At 64.4% G+C, this 17,003-nt stretch carries 16 protein-coding genes; 4 read left to right on the forward strand and 12 right to left on the reverse strand.

Annotated elements, in window-relative coordinates:
• The first annotated feature begins 25 nt into the window (after window positions 1-25).
• Complete coding sequence (locus MWU77_RS13825; protein WP_247273979.1) at window positions 26-505, forward strand: nuclear transport factor 2 family protein; 480 nt, start codon at window positions 26-28, stop codon at window positions 503-505.
• A gap of 82 nt (window positions 506-587) precedes the next feature.
• Entirely contained in the window at window positions 588-1,793 is a 1,206-nt protein-coding gene (locus MWU77_RS13830; protein ID WP_247273980.1) for an IS110 family transposase, read from the forward strand.
• 87 nt (window positions 1,794-1,880) lie between these two features.
• Here the strand turns inward: MWU77_RS13830 and MWU77_RS13835 are convergent, their stop codons facing one another.
• The 9 genes from MWU77_RS13835 to MWU77_RS13875 all read right to left on the reverse strand — a co-directional run bounded on the left by MWU77_RS13835 (window position 1,881) and on the right by MWU77_RS13875 (window position 12,424).
• A complete protein-coding gene (locus tag MWU77_RS13835; RefSeq protein ID WP_247273981.1) occupies window positions 1,881-2,444 on the reverse strand; it encodes a hypothetical protein in 564 nt (187 codons plus the stop codon).
• 125 nt (window positions 2,445-2,569) lie between these two features.
• Entirely contained in the window at window positions 2,570-2,881 is a 312-nt protein-coding gene (locus MWU77_RS13840; protein WP_247274140.1) for a matrixin family metalloprotease, read from the reverse strand.
• A complete protein-coding gene (locus tag MWU77_RS13845) occupies window positions 2,820-3,671 on the reverse strand; it encodes an LGFP repeat-containing protein (RefSeq protein WP_247273982.1) in 852 nt (283 codons plus the stop codon). The genes MWU77_RS13840 and MWU77_RS13845 overlap by 62 nt, the downstream gene beginning before the upstream one ends.
• A 970-nt stretch (window positions 3,672-4,641) precedes the next feature.
• Window positions 4,642-6,393 carry an ABC transporter ATP-binding protein gene (locus MWU77_RS13850; RefSeq protein WP_169689608.1) on the reverse strand — a complete coding sequence of 584 codons (1,752 nt, stop codon included), beginning with the start codon at window positions 6,391-6,393 and terminating at the stop codon, window positions 4,642-4,644.
• Window positions 6,390-8,966 (reverse strand): ABC transporter ATP-binding protein/permease, encoded by a 2,577-nt coding sequence (locus MWU77_RS13855; protein WP_247273983.1) that lies wholly within the window; start codon window positions 8,964-8,966, stop codon window positions 6,390-6,392. The genes MWU77_RS13850 and MWU77_RS13855 overlap by 4 nt, the downstream gene beginning before the upstream one ends.
• Window positions 8,966-9,631 carry a TetR/AcrR family transcriptional regulator gene (locus tag MWU77_RS13860; protein WP_247273984.1) on the reverse strand — a complete coding sequence of 222 codons (666 nt, stop codon included), beginning with the start codon at window positions 9,629-9,631 and terminating at the stop codon, window positions 8,966-8,968. The genes MWU77_RS13855 and MWU77_RS13860 overlap by 1 nt, the downstream gene beginning before the upstream one ends.
• Before the next feature lie 134 nt (window positions 9,632-9,765).
• Window positions 9,766-10,428: a response regulator transcription factor gene (locus MWU77_RS13865; protein ID WP_169689611.1), complete on the reverse strand. Its 663-nt coding sequence runs from the start codon at window positions 10,426-10,428 to the stop codon at window positions 9,766-9,768.
• Window positions 10,425-11,591, reverse strand: coding sequence for a histidine kinase (locus MWU77_RS24965; RefSeq protein ID WP_206040252.1), 1,167 nt, complete (start codon window positions 11,589-11,591; stop codon window positions 10,425-10,427). Before MWU77_RS24965 ends, MWU77_RS13865 begins: the two co-directional genes overlap by 4 nt.
• Window positions 11,588-12,424, reverse strand: coding sequence for a CPBP family intramembrane glutamic endopeptidase (locus tag MWU77_RS13875; RefSeq protein WP_169689662.1), 837 nt, complete (start codon window positions 12,422-12,424; stop codon window positions 11,588-11,590). The genes MWU77_RS24965 and MWU77_RS13875 overlap by 4 nt, the downstream gene beginning before the upstream one ends.
• Window positions 12,425-12,726: 302 nt before the next feature.
• Between MWU77_RS13875 and MWU77_RS13880 the strand changes: the two genes are divergently transcribed.
• On the forward strand, window positions 12,727-13,983 hold the full coding sequence (locus MWU77_RS13880; RefSeq protein ID WP_169689612.1) for a VWA domain-containing protein: 1,257 nt from the start codon (window positions 12,727-12,729) through the stop codon (window positions 13,981-13,983).
• A gap of 25 nt (window positions 13,984-14,008) precedes the next feature.
• Here the strand turns inward: MWU77_RS13880 and MWU77_RS13885 are convergent, their stop codons facing one another.
• Window positions 14,009-15,121, reverse strand: coding sequence for an ABC transporter permease (locus MWU77_RS13885; RefSeq protein ID WP_247273985.1), 1,113 nt, complete (start codon window positions 15,119-15,121; stop codon window positions 14,009-14,011).
• A gap of 90 nt (window positions 15,122-15,211) precedes the next feature.
• On the opposite strand from MWU77_RS13885, the gene MWU77_RS13890 reads away from it, so the two are divergent.
• Window positions 15,212-15,826 (forward strand): TetR/AcrR family transcriptional regulator, encoded by a 615-nt coding sequence (locus MWU77_RS13890; RefSeq protein ID WP_247273986.1) that lies wholly within the window; start codon window positions 15,212-15,214, stop codon window positions 15,824-15,826.
• A 12-nt stretch (window positions 15,827-15,838) separates the two neighbouring features.
• Here MWU77_RS13890 and MWU77_RS13895 read toward each other — a convergent pair whose 3' ends face one another.
• Window positions 15,839-16,327 (reverse strand): DinB family protein, encoded by a 489-nt coding sequence (locus MWU77_RS13895; protein WP_247273987.1) that lies wholly within the window; start codon window positions 16,325-16,327, stop codon window positions 15,839-15,841.
• Window positions 16,324-16,941, reverse strand: a complete 618-nt coding sequence (locus MWU77_RS13900) for a bifunctional 2-polyprenyl-6-hydroxyphenol methylase/3-demethylubiquinol 3-O-methyltransferase UbiG (protein WP_247273988.1) — start codon at window positions 16,939-16,941, stop codon at window positions 16,324-16,326. The genes MWU77_RS13895 and MWU77_RS13900 overlap by 4 nt, the downstream gene beginning before the upstream one ends.
• Between the last annotated feature and the right edge of the window lie 62 nt (window positions 16,942-17,003).

A 17,003-nucleotide genomic window follows, 5' to 3' on the forward strand; every position in this document is an offset into this window, starting at 1 on the left:
TGCCATTCTTATCGAGGAGTGCTCAATGAACGACGTGGAGCGCTTGATCGCGATCGACGCAATCAAGCAGGCCAAGGCCAAATATTTCCGCGGGGTCGACACCGGGGATCTCGGGCTGGTCCACGGGATTCTGGCCGAGGACTGCGAACTCGACTACACAGGCTGCTGCACCGACCCGGTGACAGGTCGGGACTTCCTTCCTCAGATGAATGTAGTCAGAAAGGGTCATGCATCGTGGAAGTCGGGCGGTGCGCGCACGATGGTCAGCGTGCATGCGGGCCACACCTGTGAAATCGAGTTCATCGACGACGTCACCGCCAGCGTCGTCTGGTCGATGTCGGACCACCTCTATTTCCTTAACGTCATTGCCGGGCAACTCGAGTCCCGGTGCCCTAGGGTTCGGGCTGCCTGGGGATGTTGCGGTATGGCTGCCTCTTTTTCGCCGCTCGAATGGCCGGCAGGGAATGGCCGCCGCAGCGTCCTCGACGACTCGACCGCTCATTGAGAGATGCGACGCGATCGCTGTTTAAGGACACGACGGAGAGGCCGTCCGCCAGGTACACGGATCCGCAACGACAACAGAAGGAGTGCAGGTGAGACAACTCTGGGCGGGAATCGATGCCGGAAAAAACCATCACCACTGCGTCGTGATCGACACCGACGGCACCCGCCTGCACTCTCAGCGGGTCGCCAACGACGAAGCCGAGCTGAACGACCTGATCGATGTTGCCACTCGTCTCGCGGACAGTGGGACCGTGACCTGGGCAATAGATCTCAACAGCGGCGGAGCCGCCCTGGTCATCGCCCTGCTGACCGAACGCGACCAGAGCTTGCTCTACCTTCCCGGGCGAATGGTCTATCACGCCTCGGCTGGGTACCGCGGTGACGGCAAAACCGACGCCAAAGACGCCGCGATCATCGCTGACCAGGCCCGCATGCGCCGCGACCTGCACCCGATGCGCACCGACGACGAACTCAGCGTCGAACTACGCATCTTGACCTCGCATCGCACCGACCTGATGCGCGACCGCACCCGGACGATCAACCGGCTGCGTTCGCTGCTGGGCACCTACTTTCCGGCACTGGAACGGGCGCTGGACATCAGCAACACCAAGGCCGCGCTGATCCTGCTGACCGGCTACCGCACGCCCGACGGATTGCGCCGGATCGGACAGGCTCGGCTCGAAGCTTGGCTGCGGAAACGCAAGACCTACAACGCCGCCAAAGTCGCGGCCACAGCCATCGAGGCGGCGAACTCTCAGCACGTTCGCGTGCCGGGCCAGGATGTGGCCGCCGCAACTGTCGGCAGACTCGCGGAGCAGATTCTGGCCCTCGACGCCGAACTCGCTGAACTCGATACCAGCATCGAAGACCGGTTCCGTCGGCATCGTCATGCTGCGGTGATCGAGAGCATGCCCGGTTTCGGGCCGCTGCTCGGCGCCGAATTCCTCGCCGCGGTCGGCGGAGACCTCGCCGTGTTCGTCACCGCCGACCGCCTTGCCGCTGTCTCCGGTCTGGCGCCGGTGCCGAGGGATTCGGGTCGCATCAGCGGCAATCACCGACGGCCCCGCCGCTACGATCGCCGGCTGCTGCGGGTGTTCTACCTGTCGGCGCAGCTCAGCATTCGATCCAACGCCGACTCCAAGATCTACTACGACCGCAAACGCGGTGAGGGCAAACGTCATACCCAGGCCGTGCTTGCGTTAGCCAGACGCAGGGCGAATGTGTTGTGGGCGATGCTGCGCGATAACACCGTCTATCAGCGCGGGCCGACCACTGCTGCGGCGGCGTAATCGCGATGTCCACTGTGTGCTGGTAGTCGCTGCCCGTCCAGTCGCAGATCATTCACCGTCCCGATGGCCGATGTGTCGGCGACATCTCTATCTAGGTGGCACGGACGGTGTGGAGGCACCAGTCGAAGACTCCTCGGTGGGTTCGGAGACCGTGGTCGTAATCGATTCCTGCGGGGTTTCCTGTGGAGCAGTGACCCTAGGTCGTGGCTCGTCGTAGGGGATAGCGTTGGCGATCGCCTCCCTCATCTGCGTGACGGCATCCGGTTCAGCCTGCCGATTGTTTCCGCCATTCGAGGCGGGTAGCTCTTCATGGCCGGTTTGAGGAACGAGTGTGTAGAAGTCGAGTTCAGCGTTGTAGCGAGTCGCCAAAAGGTACGTCCTTCCGACTTGTATCAGCGGGTCTTCCTCAAGCAACACGGTCTCTCCGGTGCTGGGATCCACGCCTCCCTGTTGGTTGACAACGACCGTGTCAGCTACTTCACCTGCCAGCACCTCTGATACATCGACTGTGAACTGAGTCTCGGGTATCGCGATGCGCGTCGTCGTCGCGACCTGTTCAACAACAGTTCCGACAAAAATCGCGTCGGCAAAGCCTGCAACTTGGCGGGGATCCTCCACGTCGATGACATACGCGGCCTCGGCCCGTGTCACATCCCCTTCCGTATTCGATCCGCTGTTATCGGAACATGCGGCGAGCGCCAGTCCCGCTGCCACCAGCAGGCCGAAGGCTCGGGGCGCTCGTGATGTCAGCATTACCTGTCTCCAATCTCGGTGTGTCACGGGTGCTTAGTGTTGAAGGATGCGACGTCGAGCGGGGTGAGGGCATTCACCTCACTGAAGTAGATACCGGTATCCATCACCGCTCCAGAGCATGAGTGGCCAAGCCCAAGCGCATGACCCCATTCATGGAGCATCACCCGCGCAATCCGCGGGTCGCTGCTGTCCACGAACGTTGCATCGTTCATTTCCAAGGTAGAGAAGTCGAGTCCCCGGTAGGTGTAGAGCCCCGCCCAGCCCAGATCTGAATCATTGACGTCCCGAACAACCAGAACTTCGTTGTCGATGGTAGTCGCGGCTACGTTTGCCACCTTTCCCAACGCGTTCCACGCATCCACCGCCGCGCTCTGCGCGCTTGTGTACTTGGTGGTCGAACTGTAGCGAAGCGTCCGGGGGGGAGCCGTAGACCGAGCTGGCGGAATTGGTGAAAAAGTTCGGGGTCGTGTTCCAGAACAAGAATCCGTTCTCGAAGGACTGCCCCCTACCGCCATTTGACGAAGACTCCGAATTGCAGTTGTACTCGTCGGTGGTCGGGAATCCGTAACTGCTGTTCTCCCATCCTGCGGCAGCCCACTGGTCTCGGATCGCTCCCCAAATTGGGTGGGTGCCCGTAGCCGCCGAGTAATAGATAGAGCCGCCTTCGAAATGGTTGTACCGACCAGCTTTGGTGGGAGTTCCGAGTTCGCGCGTGGTGGGGTACATAAGGTTCCCGTCCTCCCATCCGAGTGACCCCCACTTGTCGCGGATCAGCCCACCGATCTGATTCGCATGACCTCCGGAAACCAGGGGATGCCAATAGATGGAACTGTTGTTGGTGAACGGTTGCCAGCGTCCCCCGCGAAGGGCGTCTGCCTCCCAATTCGTTGCGTCGCCGAAGAACGGCCATCCCCCGACCTCGTTGTACTCCTGCAAGATCGCCCCGCCGACGCAGAATCCGTACCACGGATCGTCATTCTGGCACCGAGGATCCGCGCCGACCGGTCCTGCATTCAGGAGCGCTCCGGAGAGGGCCAACACAACCACAACGATCGCCGTCAATGCATGATGACAACTCTCACGGATTCTCCAAAAGGTTCGATCAGGCTTCCGCGGTATACGCATCGCGTACCTCTTCTGTCACAAGAACACCAACAGTCACTCAATAACCCAAGTTACGGTTACTGATTCGTTGCATATCATCAAACGATGTAACGATCCAGTCACAACTCAACCGACATGCCTGTTGGGGCAGGGTGACACGGGATCGGATGAAACGGAGTCCGCTGGCGGTGACACGGGCCTCAGGTCGGCGTTCCGGAGTCACACGTATGGAATGCCAGCATTTTCATGGCCGGGGTGCTGTGTTCTCGCACGCACCGAGGCTGCCCGACATCGACCCGGCGATCAGATGTCTCTGCGGGTAGGCATCGCCACACGCACTATCGAGGACTTCTCCGGGGCGCTACGCGCTGGTGGCCGAACTCCATGACCTGCGGCTGATGTCCGTGCCGGGAACGTTGATCCAGTACGACCCCACCCTCTCGCCCGAGTAGGTGTGTGGATCATCGACGGCTGCGTGTTCGCCGCGGTGATCGGTGGTTCGCACTCCAGGCCCTGCGGTCTTGCGTCGCCTCCGGCGCCGAGGAGGAGGAGCTGTAGGGACTCAGGCCTGGTTTCACCTGATCGGCCCGTGACCAGCAGGAACCGACGTTGTCTCATGGCGATTGTACCGCGGTCCGTCTCAACTTCGCTGTACTTCTTCGCCGGCGCGGTGCGCGGCCGTGATTAACAAAGCATCCTGACCTGCGGAGTCTCAATCGCGGCGCGCCGAGTGCAATCGAAGTGCAGCTCGCGCTGAGACAGGTGCAGCCGAGATTGAGAACCTACAGGATCGGCCTGCGGCCGCACTGTTGACAAACCCTATTGAGATTCCCTGCGGGCGAACCCTATTCGGAGATCTTCGGCTTCGGTTACTATCACGAGACCTATACACGGGTGGATGGATCCTGGAAGATCCGGACGCTGCGCATCGAGCGGATCAAAGTCGAGGGAGTGCCCGCGCAATAGGGCGTCAGCAGTCCGCCGGCGGTTGTCATCCGAGTTGATTCTTGCCCGACGTCTCGAGTTGCCACCCTGACGCAGCGTCGCGCTGGCGCCAGAACTCGGCGAAACGTCCGCCGGCGGAGAGCAATTCCTCGACCGTGCCCTCCTCCACGACCTTGCCCTGCTCGAGGAACACGACCCGGTCGGCGGTGCGGATGCTCGCCAGCCGATGCGCGACGATCACGCGGGTCCGCGGGGTGGGGTCGTCCGTGAGGGCCTGCACGATCGCGGTCTCGTTCTCGGTGTCCAACGCGCTGGTCGCTTCGTCGACGAGCAGGAGCGGTGCGGGTTTGAGCAGGGCCCGCGCAATGGACACACGTTGCTTCTCACCACCCGACAGAGCGCTGCCGCCTTCGCCGACCCTGGTGTCCCACCCGTCCGGGACACGAGCCAACACTTCATCGACCTGCGCGAGCGACGCGGCTGCGGCGAGTGCCGTGTCGTCGGCGCTCGGGTCGCCGGCACGGATGTTCTCGCGGATCGTGCCGTCGAACAGGTAGGGATGCTGGAAGACCATACCGGCCAGGGAATCGCGTGACAGTGAGTCGAGGTCTTCGATATCGATGCCATCGATGAGGATTCGTCCCGAACGCGGGGTGTGAAGACCCGCGAGCAGGCTGAGGACGGTGCTCTTGCCCGAACCCGACGGTCCCACGATGGCAGTGGTGGTGCCGGGTTCGAAGGTGAGATCCACACCGTCGAGTGCCGGGGCGTCGCCTCCGTACCAGAAGCGGATGTCCTGCAATTCGATTCGGGGAGCTCTCCCGGTGATGGTGCAGGCGCCGTCGTCACTGTCGACCGGCGCCTCGAGGACGGCGCGGATGCGACGCAACGTGGTCAGCGACGACTCCACTCCTCCGGTGAGGTCGCTCAGCGTAGTGAACGGATCGAGGTACCGGACGATGACGACGACCAGAGCGATCGCCTCGGACACATCGAGATCGCCGCGCACGGTCAGTACCGTCACCGAGCCCGCAAGGATCACGAGTGTGAGTTGGGTGGCGAGGCTGAAGATGAGCTGTCCCGGGACCTGCATGAGCAGCACTCGGAGAGTCGCGGAATGCTGACGCTCCAGGGCCTCGCCCACGTGGCTGCGGCTGGGTTCGGTACGTCGTGCCGCTCGCAGGGCGGGCTGGGTGCGGGCGAACTCGACGATTCGTTCGGTGAGATCAGCATTGGCATCGGCTGCGACGCGATCGGCGTTGCGCCCGAGTCGCCCCGACAACAGGAACGCTCCGAGCAGAATGGGCACACCGGCGAGCGCGGCGACACCGAGGACCCAGTTGATCGGCAGCAACGCGATCGCGATGGCGAGCGGCAGCAGGATTGCGCTCAGGATCGGTGTCACCAGATACACGATGAGACCGACGAGATCCGGTCCGGTGGCCGCGATGGCTTGACGGTTGATGGAGGTGTTCTCACCTGTGAACCATGTCAACCGGATTCGTGCGGTGCGCTCGGCAACTTCGTTCTGGGCGTGGTCGAGCAGCCCGAAGCCGATGTCGAAGCCGAGCCGGGAGGCGGCTGTGTCGACGATCCATCCCGCGACGGTGACGGCGGCCAGTGCGCCCATCCAGGGCCACGCATCGGACGGGGCGGCGCCGAACAGGGCACCGACGAGTGGCACGAGCAGGACGACACCGACGGCGCGGAGGACGACGCTGACGACGGTCAGGCTCTGGTGGAGGACGACGGTGCGGCGGCTGCCCGGTGGCAGCAGGGCGAGCAGGGTGCGGATCATCGGGCCGGCTCCTGGTCTGCGTAGGCGAGTTCGTTCGATGTGTGGGAACCCGCGTCCCACATCTGCCGGTAGCGGCCGTCTGCGGCGAGCAGTTCGCTGTGGGTGCCGGTTTCGGCGATGCGTCCGCGGTCGAGGACGACGATGCGGTCGACGTCGACGATGGTGTGCAGGCGGTGTGCGATGACCAGTACGGTGCGGCCCGCGGTGAGCCTGCCCAGTGCCTGCTGGACGAAGTATTCCGATTCGGGGTCGGCGAAGGCCGTTGCTTCGTCGAGGACGAGTATCGGAGTGTCGGCAAGGATGGCACGAGCAATCGTGATGCGTTGTCGTTCACCGCCGGACAGTTGTGGATCGGCGTCGAGCACGGTGTCGTATCCGTCGGGCAGCTGGAGGATCCGATCGTGGATGTACGCGGACCGTGCAGCCGATTCGATCTGTTCGTCGGTGGCGTCGGGAACGGCGAGCGCGATGTTGTCTCGCACCGTTCCCATCACGAGTTGTGTGTCCTGGAAGACGAATCCGACCTGTTCGTAGAGGGAATCGGCATCGAACTCGCGGATGTCGCGTCCGAAGATGCGGATGGTGCCGTCGTCGATGTCGTGGAACCGGGCGAGCAGTGCCGCCATCGTGGATTTCCCGGAACCCGAGTGCCCGACGAGCGCGGTGATCGTTCCGGTACTCAGGGCGAGGGAGACGTCGTCGATCACGGGGACACCGGGCCGGTAGGAGAAGCAGACGCGGTCGAACTCGACGGAGCTTGCGTGACGGGCTGGCGCGGAGTCGCTTTCACGGGTGCCGAGTTCGGGCTCGTCGAGGACGACACCGATTCGACGGGCAGCGAGCATGCCTCCGCGCAGGCCACCGAGACCGTACCCGAGGCCGAGAAGGCGAGCTCCGAACGTGGTCCCCAGGAACAGGAACGGCAGCAGAGCTGTGGGCTGCATGCTTCCGGATGTGATCAGAGCGGTCCCCGCGACAGTGATGAGCAGCAGGAAGGTGGCGGGTCTCGTCGCGAGGTCGATGAGCGACTTCTTGTTGCTGAACGGGCGTTGCCAACCGTCGAGGAACTCGATGTATTCGCGTAGTCGTGCGCGGAACGTGGATGCCGCTGCTCCGCCGAACACACGGATCACCGGTTGTCCTTCGAGATAGGCACCCGCTTCGGAGCTCATGCGGTCGGCCCAGCGCATCGCCTGCGCCGTCTTGTTTCCCGACTGGACCACCATGATCACCGTCGTCACGACGTAGACGAGGATCGGCACGAACATCAGAAGCGCCAGACGCCAGTCCACGGTGAACAGGTAGATCAGTACAGCAACGGGCGCCACCACCGCGGCGACGGCATCGGTGACGGCATGTGTCACCAAGTAGTGCAGCGACAACGTGTCGTCCTGCACGACACGTTTCACCTGCCCGGAGTCGCGGTCGTCGAACCAGCCGAGAGGAAGTTTCGCGAGTTTGCTCAGAAGCTGTTTCCGCAGGCCACGTTCGAAGTGTGCATCGACGGTGTGCAGCCAGAAGGACAGTGCGGCGGCGAGCAGCGTGCCCGCGCCCATCAGTCCGATCGCCCAGATACCGATCGTCCACAGCTGTGATTCCGGTGCTCCGTCGAGCATGCGACGAGCGAGCTCGGTGAGCAGTACGAACGGGGCGAGCTGGATCAGGGTGATCAAGGCCTGCAGGGCGCCGGCAGCGACGAATGTGTTGCGTAGCGTGCCGATCAGCTTGCTCCCGGACTCCGCTTGCCACGAGCCGCGACTGCTCCGGGTGGGCTGCGGCGCCGGTGGTGCCTCTTCGATCGTGGGTTCCGGCTCGGCGTTGCCGTTCGAGCGGTACGTGCCCATGGCACGGCCGTGGAACCAGTAGGCCTGTGCGTACACCTCGGATTTGGGGAATCCGAAATCGTCGCGCAAACGGGTCCGCAGATGCTTGAGGGCCTTGGATTCGGTACCGGCCCATGCTTTCCAATTGGACCAGTCGCGATCCTCGATCGCCGCGGCCAGCGAGGTGGGGCCGAGCCGCGGGACCCAGTGCGTGTTCATCAGCGGATGATCGGACATGGGGATCAGGAGGTCGGCGTCGTCGTGCTGTTCGAGGTACACCTCGACGGCGACATCGCGGGGGAGAACGTCGATGATGCTGTTGATCGCGGGAATCGAGGCGGAGTCGCCGATCAACAGGTAGCCGGCGGGCAGTTCGTCGGGCACGGTGAACTGCTTGGAACCGAACGACGTGATGCTGATGGTGCTACCGGGTTCTGCGTGTTTCGCCCACACCGATGCCGGCCCCGCCGGTTCGTGCAGCACGAAATCGACCGCGAAGGTGCCTGCCTCCGTATCTGCCTCGGAGAACGTGTATCCCCGTTGATGTTCCGTGTCGGGGTCGTCGGGGTCGGGGACCCAGAACCGTAGATATGCGGTCGGTCCCGGATCGGCATCGTCGAACAGCGTTGTGCATGTGAACCGCACACGCAGGAAGTGCGGTGCGAGTTGCTCGGTACCGGTGACGACCGCGTCGTGGACGCGGGCACCGAATCCGCGCATCACCGCGCCCTGGAACCCCCGTTTGGCCATCAGATCCCCATTCCGGTGGCCGCCAGATCGGCGATCACCTGCTCCAACGGCCGACCTGGAGGTGCGACCGCGACAAGGCCTCGAATTATTGCTGTGAGAACAAGTTTCACGTACTCGTCGTGTGTGAACGTCGGTAGCTCGCGGTGGGTTGTGCCCAGCTCTGCGTCGGTGGCCAACTGGTTCGTGACATTGCGGCGTTGGTCCTCGAGTCCCTCTGCTCTTTCCTGCTGGTTTTCGTCTGCCACCGCGTAATTGATGGTGTTGCCCGCGACCGCACTGGCCAGGATGACGGCGAGGTCGGGTGTGTATCCGCGTCGGGTCAGGGCGGCCACCTCGTGCACCATCAGGCGACGGCCGGCTTCGCCGCGCGGGAAGAGTGTCTGCATGTAGGTGCCGAGCCCGGGGTTGGCCAGAACGAAGGCTCTGAGTTGCAATCCGAACGACAGCAGGTGTTGTGTGGCGTCGTGGGCTGGGTCGTCGTGCAGGACGAGGTCATCCAGCAGGCTTTCTCCCACCGCCAGCTCGAGACCCCAGCGTCCGTCGACGTGCCGGTAGAGGGCGGTGGTGGACACGTCGAGTTCGGCGGCGACCGCGCTCAGGCTCAGGTGGCGCATGCCCAGTTCGCGACCGACTCGGACGATGTCGTCGATGTCGATCTTGCGCACGCGTCTGCCCGGCTCGGCCACTTGCTCGTCGCCCCCGTTCCCTTAAGTTGCACCCCGTAACTTAGGGGAGTCTAAGCTCACTTCCCGGAGTGTGGCAAGGGCTCGGAAATGGGGAGGGTGCCGAACTGCGCGCGTCAGACAGCCAGACCGTTCCGGTAGGCGTACACCACGGCCTGGACACGGTCGCGCACGTTGAGCTTGGCGAGGATGCGGGAGACGAACGTCTTGACGGTCTCGGGGCTGATCTGGAGGGTCCCGGCGATCTCGCTGTTGGAGAGCCCGTCGGCGATGAGACGCAGAACCTCCAGTTCGCGTGGGGTCAGCGGCACGTCGGGAAGGGCCGCGCCGTCGGCAGGGCGGATTCGGGTGGCGTAGCGGCCCACGAGCTGGCGGGTGACATCGGGATCGAGCAGCGCCGCACCACCGGCCACCGTACGTATGCCGTGGAGGAGCTGGGCCGGAGGAGCCTCTTTGAGCAGGAACCCCGAAGCTCCGGCACGCAGCGCGTCATACACGTACTCGTCGAGATTGAAGGTGGTCACCACCAGCACTTTGGCCGGTCGGGCCACCCCTGCCCCGGACAACAACCGGGTAGCCTCGATGCCGTCGAGCACAGGCATACGGATATCCATCACGACGACATCCGGGTGCACCTGGCCGGCCAGGTCGACTGCAGTCCGGCCGTCGCCGCATGCGCCCACCACCTCCATGTCCGGTTGGGCATCGATGATCGTCACGAGTCCGGTGCGGACCAGCATCTGGTCGTCGCAGACCAAGACACGAATCGGGTCGGTCACGAAGGATTCCCCGCCGGGATGCGGGCAGAAACGAGATAGCCGCCGTCCATCAAGTTCTCAGTGCGGAAGTCGCCGCCCAGAATGTCGACTCGCTCACGGAGCCCGGCCAGTCCGCGCCCGCTGCCTCCGGGGTCCGGGAGGGACGAACCGCTACCGTCGGTCCCGACCGTCACGGTTATCTCCTTCTCTCCGTGAGAAACCTGGACGGAGGTCCGGCCGCCGTGATCGTACTTGAGCGCATTCGTCAAAGCTTCCTGGACCACGCGGTAGGCGACGAGGTCGGCGCTTCCCGCGGACGCAGCCGGGCAGCCTTCCTCGGTGAACTCGACCGGTTGCCCGGCACGGCGGGTCTGTTCGATGAGTGTGTGCAGTCGACCCACGGCCGGCGTCCGGTCTCCGAGCCCGTGATCGGGGTCGAGCAGGTTGAGGATATGCCGCAAGTCGGTGATGGCTTTGCGACCGGTGTCGGAGACGTCGGTCAACACCCCATCGAGGCGTTCGGGAGCCGCAGTCAGATAGCGCGCCGCTTCGGCCTGCACGATCATTGCGGTCACATGATGGGTGACGACATCGTGCAACTCGCGGGCGATGTGAATGCGTTCCGCAGTGCGGGTGTCCTCGGCAACGCGTCGACGGTGCTCGGACTCCGCGATGCGGGCCGTGCGCACCCAGGCGCCGATACCCCAAGGAAGCGTCAACGCCAGGTAGAAGGTGACGAACTCGCTGGGCGGTTCACCTGCCCCGATCCAGGTGAGCGAGACGGCGAATGCCACGTAGACCACCGAGAACGCGACTGCCGTGACATACCGGTACCGATGCAGATGGGCGCCGACGCTGAACAACGCGATGCACAGGCCGATGCCGGCGAAGGAATGGTAGCCGCGGAGCTGGTCGAGGCAGAAGCCGAGCGAGACCAAGGCGAGGCAGACGACCGGCAACCGGCGGCGAATGGCGAGTGGAAGACACTCCAGAGCAAGTGCGACAAATGCCAGCGCATCGGTGGGGCGGGTCGCCAGATCGCCGATCTGGGTCCCGTTGCTGCGGAAGCCCGGCAGATACGAGATGACGATCAGCACCACCCCGAGGGCCAGATCCCGAGCGGTGACATCGAGACGGCGCCAGGCCTGTCCTGTCTGCCCGAGCACCGGTCCGAGTCCGATCACCGGCCGAGTGTAGCGGGGGCAGCATTTCGGTCGGCGCGCCCACGCCGCGGCACAATCTGGCCGCGGCGTCGCGCCAGCCACAGGAACGCGAGCGTCACCAGCACACAGAACACGACCGAATACAGACTTCCTTCCGGGCCGAAACTACCGCCGGTGACCAGCGTGGAACCTGAGGTCGAAGTCTGCAACAGTCCGGATGTGGCGGCGTTTCCCGAAACCTCGCTGCTGAAAATGCCTGCCGCGGCGAAGTTCCAGCCGAAGTGCAGCCCGATCGGCAGCCACAGACTGCGGGTCGCAATGTATACAGCCGTGAGCATGCCACCGGCTTCGATCGCGACCGCGAGGCCACCCCACACGGTGGCGTGCTCGTTGAACAGGTGCACCATGCCGAACAGGAGGCCGGTCCCGACCATCGCGATCCACGTACCCACGCGTTCCTCCGCGATCCGGAACAGGACGCCGCGGAAGAGCAACTCCTCGGTGACGGCAGCTGCGGCCATGAACCCGATCATCCCCAACGCCCCCGTTACCGAGCCCCAACCCTCGACGTCGTAGTTTCCGAGGAGAGCAAGATTCACAATCACCAAGGCGAAAAGCGCGATACCGATGAGCGTCCCCCACCCCATGGCCTGCCAGGCTCCGCGTCGGGCCAGTTCGGTGGTGGGCCGGTGCTCGGTGCGTCGCACCACCCAGCGGTAGACCCACAGGGCAGATACTGCCGCACACACGCCGACAAACGCTGTGAGCCAAGCATTCCCGTCTACAGCAAACAGGACCTGACTGCCGATGAACGACACCGCCGCGACGGCCAGGAGCTGTAGGACGAATCTCATGAAGATCCCTTCGTCGGCGCCGCGGGCCCCGAGCGCCGCGATCGTTTCGAACCTACGGATCCAGTGCCTCGAAATCGTCACCCGACAGTACTGACCTGCGCGTAGCTCTCGTGGGGGACAACGTCGCTCCAGAAGGTGGCGGACACGGTTCCCGCTGACCGGACCTGACGTGACGGGAATTTGGCTTACGAGTCGTTCGAAATCCTTTTGAGTGTGCAGTTATCGGCATGATTTGGTCCTGAACCCGCCAACAACTGCACACTCAACTGTCTCTCCGGCAGAGCTCGAGGTAAGAATCAGTCATGGCTGAGTTGGCGCGCGGACAGAACACCACCATCGGCACCGGAGCTGTGACGGCATCGGTGACGGGAGCGAAGCAGGGGACCGTCGACCTGATGGTCTTCCAACTCGGGGCCGACGGCAAAGTCCGCAGCGACACCGACTTCGTGTTCTTCAACCAGCCAGCATCGCCCGAAGGTGCCGTCCGGTTGGTCGCCGCCGACCGCGTCTCCATCGACCTCACCGCCATCCCGCCCGCGATCGAACGTCTCTCGATCGCAGTTGCACTCGACGACAGCGTCTCCGGCAGTCTCGCCTCCGTACCCGGACTCGGAGTCGACGTCGCTCATCCCACTGGCGCTGCGACTGCGAAAGCTCTCGATCTGACCAGCGAACGCGCTGCAGTGCTCCTCGAGGTCTACCGGCGCAACGGTGAGTGGAAGATCCGCAATGTCTCCGCCGGCTGGGATTCCGGCCTGTCCGGTCTCGTCACCGAGCACGGTGTGCAGGTCGACGACGCGCCTCCTGCGCCTGCACCGGCCGAGGACGGCGTGCGCACCGTCGCGGGCGAGGAGAAGCTGTCGCTCGAGAAGCGCCAGAAGCTCGACCTGCGCAAGCGTGAGGTCGCCAAGGTGCTCCTCGACAAGGGGGCGCCCGGGGTGCGGGCACGCGTCGTTCTCGTCATCGACAAGACCGGCAGCATGCATCGCCAGTATTCGAAGAAGCGCATCCACGAAGTCGTCGAACGCATGGTGCCGATCGCCGTGCAGGTCGACGACGACGGAAAGCTCGAGCCCTACCTGTACGCGGTGTCGTTTGCTCGGCTTCCCGACATCGCTGTCCACGAAGTCGAAGAGTGGTCGTCGACCTACCTGCACCTGGGCGGTGTGCATGGCGGTATCGATTACAAGCGCATCGGCGGGTTCAACGACGAACTGCCGATCATGGGCGAGATCATCTCCTCGCTCAGACCAGGAGCAACGATGCCCACCCTGGTGTTGTTCTTCACCGACGGCGGCTTCAGTCAGAAGAAGCAGATCAGCGCGCTGATGAAAGAAGCGGCCGCGCTGCCTGCATTCTGGCAGTTCGTCGGGCTCGGGAAGGCCGACTACGGGGTCCTCGAAAGTCTCGACACCATGGAGGGACGCGTTGTCGACAACGCCGGATTCTTCAGCGTCGACGACATCGGGAAGATCAGCGACGCAGAGCTCTACCGCCGGTTGCTCAGCGAATTTCCGGACTGGCTGCGTGCAGCCCGAGCGGCGGGCATCGTTCGGTAGTGCGCGTGCCGCCCGGAGGGCTCGCTCAGCCGACAGGCACGAGTTCCGGAGCGTCGACCGAGTCGGGGGTGCGCCGTTCGCGCACAACGGCTATCGCGGTGAGCAGCACGCCGACTGCCGTCCACCCCGCCAGTACAGCCCAGGCGAAGGCAGTGCTCGCGTCTGGGAAGTACGAGAGTTCTTTCAGCAGTGTCGCGCCCGCGCCGGGCGGGAACCACTGGCCGATCGCGCCCCACGGTGAGAGCAGGAACTCGACGGGCATGGTGGCAGCCGAAATGGGGTTGGCGACGAGCATCATCAGCACGGCGCCGATCCCGATGCCGGGAGCGCCGATCAGGCTGCGGAGTCCGACGATGGGTGCCGTGATCGCGACGAGCGCGAACCCGATTGCAGCGGCGTTCGTCCAGTAGTTGCCCTGCAATGCCCCGAACATGCCCTGCAGGATGGCGCCGAGCAGCAGTCCCCCGACCACTCCGTATGCCACGAGCGCGGCAAGGCGGTGGGATGCGCGCGAAACACCGAACGAGATGAGGACGGCGCCTGCCATCCCACCCAGAACGAGCGGGAACGCGGCGACACTCAGCTTCACCCCGCGCGCATCCGAATCGGAGAAGGGTACGACGTCGGTCACCGGAACCTCGGCCTGCGGGATGGTGAAGGAGATCGGCGCGTTCGCGGCGGCAGGGTCGGCGAGACGCTGCGCGATCGCGGCTTCGGTAGCCGTCCGCAGTTGCGCGTCGATCTGCTGCTGCATGCCGGTCGCGATGCCCTGAAGCATCGCCGCGACTTGGGCATTCGCCGCAGTGGCGACGAGGACCTCGGGCGCGTCGGTGGGGCTGTCGCCGAGGATGATCGCGCCGTAGATCTCGCGTCGCTCGATCGCGGCAACCGCTGCGTCGCGGGTGTCCTCCTCGGTGAGGAGTAGTGCGTCGCCGGACTGAGCTTCGAGCATCCCGGTGGTCTGTGCGACGGATGCGGCGGGACCGACGATTCCGACGGGCACGTCGCGCGGTTCGGAGGTGACGGCCGGCCACGCGAATGCCAGCAGGACGACGCCGACGATGACGGCTGCGCCGGCGGCGAGGGCGATGGCGCGTGCAATCGGTGGCGTACCTGTCGCCGGTGGGGTGGCGCTCATGATGCTCCAATCAAAAAGAATATTCGTTCTTTATAGTGAGGTCGGCTAGAGTGGCTTGTCAACAACGATGCTGTGAACAGGAGAAATGTCGTGCCGAGGGTGAGTGAGGCGCATCGTGTCGCGCGGCGGGCAGAGATCATCGACGCGGCCCTACGGTGTTTCACCCGTGCGGGCTACCAGCGCACATCGATGGCCGACATCATTGCCGAGTCCGGCTTGTCGGCCGGTGCCATCTACGGCTACTTCAGCGGCAAGCAGCAATTGCTCGTCGCGGTCGCCGACCACATCCTCAGCGACCGGCACACTGCACTGGACACCGGCGGCGTGTTTGCAGGAGCGAGGAGCCCAGGAGATGTCGCTGTCGGCATCATACGGACGCTTACCGAAGACCTGCACACCTTCGCGGGCGGCGATTACGGAAGGGCGATCCTGCAGGTGTGGGCCGAAGCCACCATCGACCCCGAGATCCGCGAACTCGCACAGTTCGTCATCGGGCGGCTACTCGGGGCAGTCACCGATGCACTCGTCGAATGCGCGGAAGCAGATCCGGACGTGCTTCCCGCCGGAGTTGTCGACTCTCACGCCTGGGCGGCCGGATATGCACCGGTGGTGCTCGGCGTGGTCCAGGGCTTCATTGTGCAGCAGTCCCTGTACGACGACTTCGACGGCGATGCCTACATTGCAGCCGCGGTCGAGATGCTGTGAGGTGCGCGCACACTATCGGCCCGTGGTTCCGTCGATGAGCTCGCGGAGGATATCTGCGTGCCCGGCGTGGCGGCCGGTCTCCTCGATCATGTGCGCCAGCGCCCACCGCGCACTCGGCCCCGGACGCTCACCGGCTCCGTGTGGAATCGGCGCGGCAAGGTCCGTGCACCCGTCCAGCGCCGCGTTGGACTGTTCGACGGCAGCGCGGTAGCGGGTAACGACACTCTCGACGGTGTCTGTGGAATCGCAACGGAATGTCTTCGGCCAATTGGTGGTTCGGCGGCCCAGGAAGATCGACTCCTCGACGTGAGCGAGGTGTTTCAGCAGGCCGAGCAGGCTGGTGCCCGACGGAACGCCCGCGGTGCGCACCTCGGGTTCGGGGGTGGTCTCGACCTTGGTTGCGATCGATGTGCGGAGGTAGTCCAGGAAGCCGCGCAGCACCTCCGCCTCGGTGTTGCCGGTCTTCGGTGGCGGGGCGTCGCGGCGTCGGTTCACGGTCATGCCGATCGTCCTCGGTCGGAGGCGCGGCGGATCATCAGGATGTGGTCGGTGACCTCGGCCTTGCGTCCGTCCGGCCCGGCCGCGATCCGTTGATCCGCCTCGGCGCGTACAAGCTCCCACTCCGGGGGCTCCAGTGCGATCTCGCGATGGAGCTCTCGAGAACTCGGGAAGTGGGTGCTCGGGTCCTGGTTCCACGACCACGGCGCGATGGAGCCGTGATCCACGACCAGCAGATGACCGCCGGGCCGCAGTGCATGTGCTGCGGCCCGGAACACGGCCGCCCGATCCAATTGGGAGGCGGCGTGCAGGTAATGGGCGTTCACCAGGTCGAACTCCCCGGACGGGACTCCCGCGTCGAGGTCCCACTGAGTCGCGACGAGCCGGTGCGTGAGGCGGGTCTTCTGGGCGAGTGCTGTCAGCTGTTCGACTGCGCGCTGCGAGATGTCGAGGGCGGTGACGTTCCAGTCGTGCTCGGCGAGCCAGAGTGCGTCGCCGCCGTTGCCGCAGCCCAGCTCCAGCACGTCGCCGGGGGTGAGGCGGGAGGTCATCTCGACGAGGCGCGCGTTCGGCGCAACCCGATAGGGTTTGGTAGTGGTCTTGGAAGCTCTGGTCATGGGATCCACGCTCGCACCCTGCATTGCATCGAAGCCAGGGGCCTTGCAGGATTGCAAAATGA

The organism is Rhodococcus sp. F64268 (assembly GCF_023015605.1).
In the GTDB taxonomy this organism is placed as follows: Bacteria; Actinomycetota; Actinomycetes; order Mycobacteriales; family Mycobacteriaceae; genus Rhodococcus.

What these genes read in the sequence shown, in the direction of transcription:
- MWU77_RS13855 (WP_247273983.1), bottom strand. Translation starts at nt 8,966, where the DNA reads ATGGCCAAACGGGGGTTCCAGGGCGCGGTGATGCGCGGATTCGGTGCC.
- MWU77_RS13850 (WP_169689608.1), bottom strand. Translation starts at nt 6,393, where the DNA reads ATGATCCGCACCCTGCTCGCCCTGCTGCCACCGGGCAGCCGCCGCACC.
- MWU77_RS13875 (WP_169689662.1), bottom strand. Translation starts at nt 12,424, where the DNA reads ATGAGATTCGTCCTACAGCTCCTGGCCGTCGCGGCGGTGTCGTTCATC.
- MWU77_RS13880 (WP_169689612.1), top strand. Translation starts at nt 12,727, where the DNA reads ATGGCTGAGTTGGCGCGCGGACAGAACACCACCATCGGCACCGGAGCT.
- MWU77_RS13825 (WP_247273979.1), top strand. Translation starts at nt 26, where the DNA reads ATGAACGACGTGGAGCGCTTGATCGCGATCGACGCAATCAAGCAGGCC.
- MWU77_RS13845 (WP_247273982.1), bottom strand. Translation starts at nt 3,671, where the DNA reads ATGCGTATACCGCGGAAGCCTGATCGAACCTTTTGGAGAATCCGTGAG.
- MWU77_RS13900 (WP_247273988.1), bottom strand. Translation starts at nt 16,941, where the DNA reads ATGACCAGAGCTTCCAAGACCACTACCAAACCCTATCGGGTTGCGCCG.
- MWU77_RS13885 (WP_247273985.1), bottom strand. Translation starts at nt 15,121, where the DNA reads ATGAGCGCCACCCCACCGGCGACAGGTACGCCACCGATTGCACGCGCC.
- MWU77_RS13895 (WP_247273987.1), bottom strand. Translation starts at nt 16,327, where the DNA reads ATGACCGTGAACCGACGCCGCGACGCCCCGCCACCGAAGACCGGCAAC.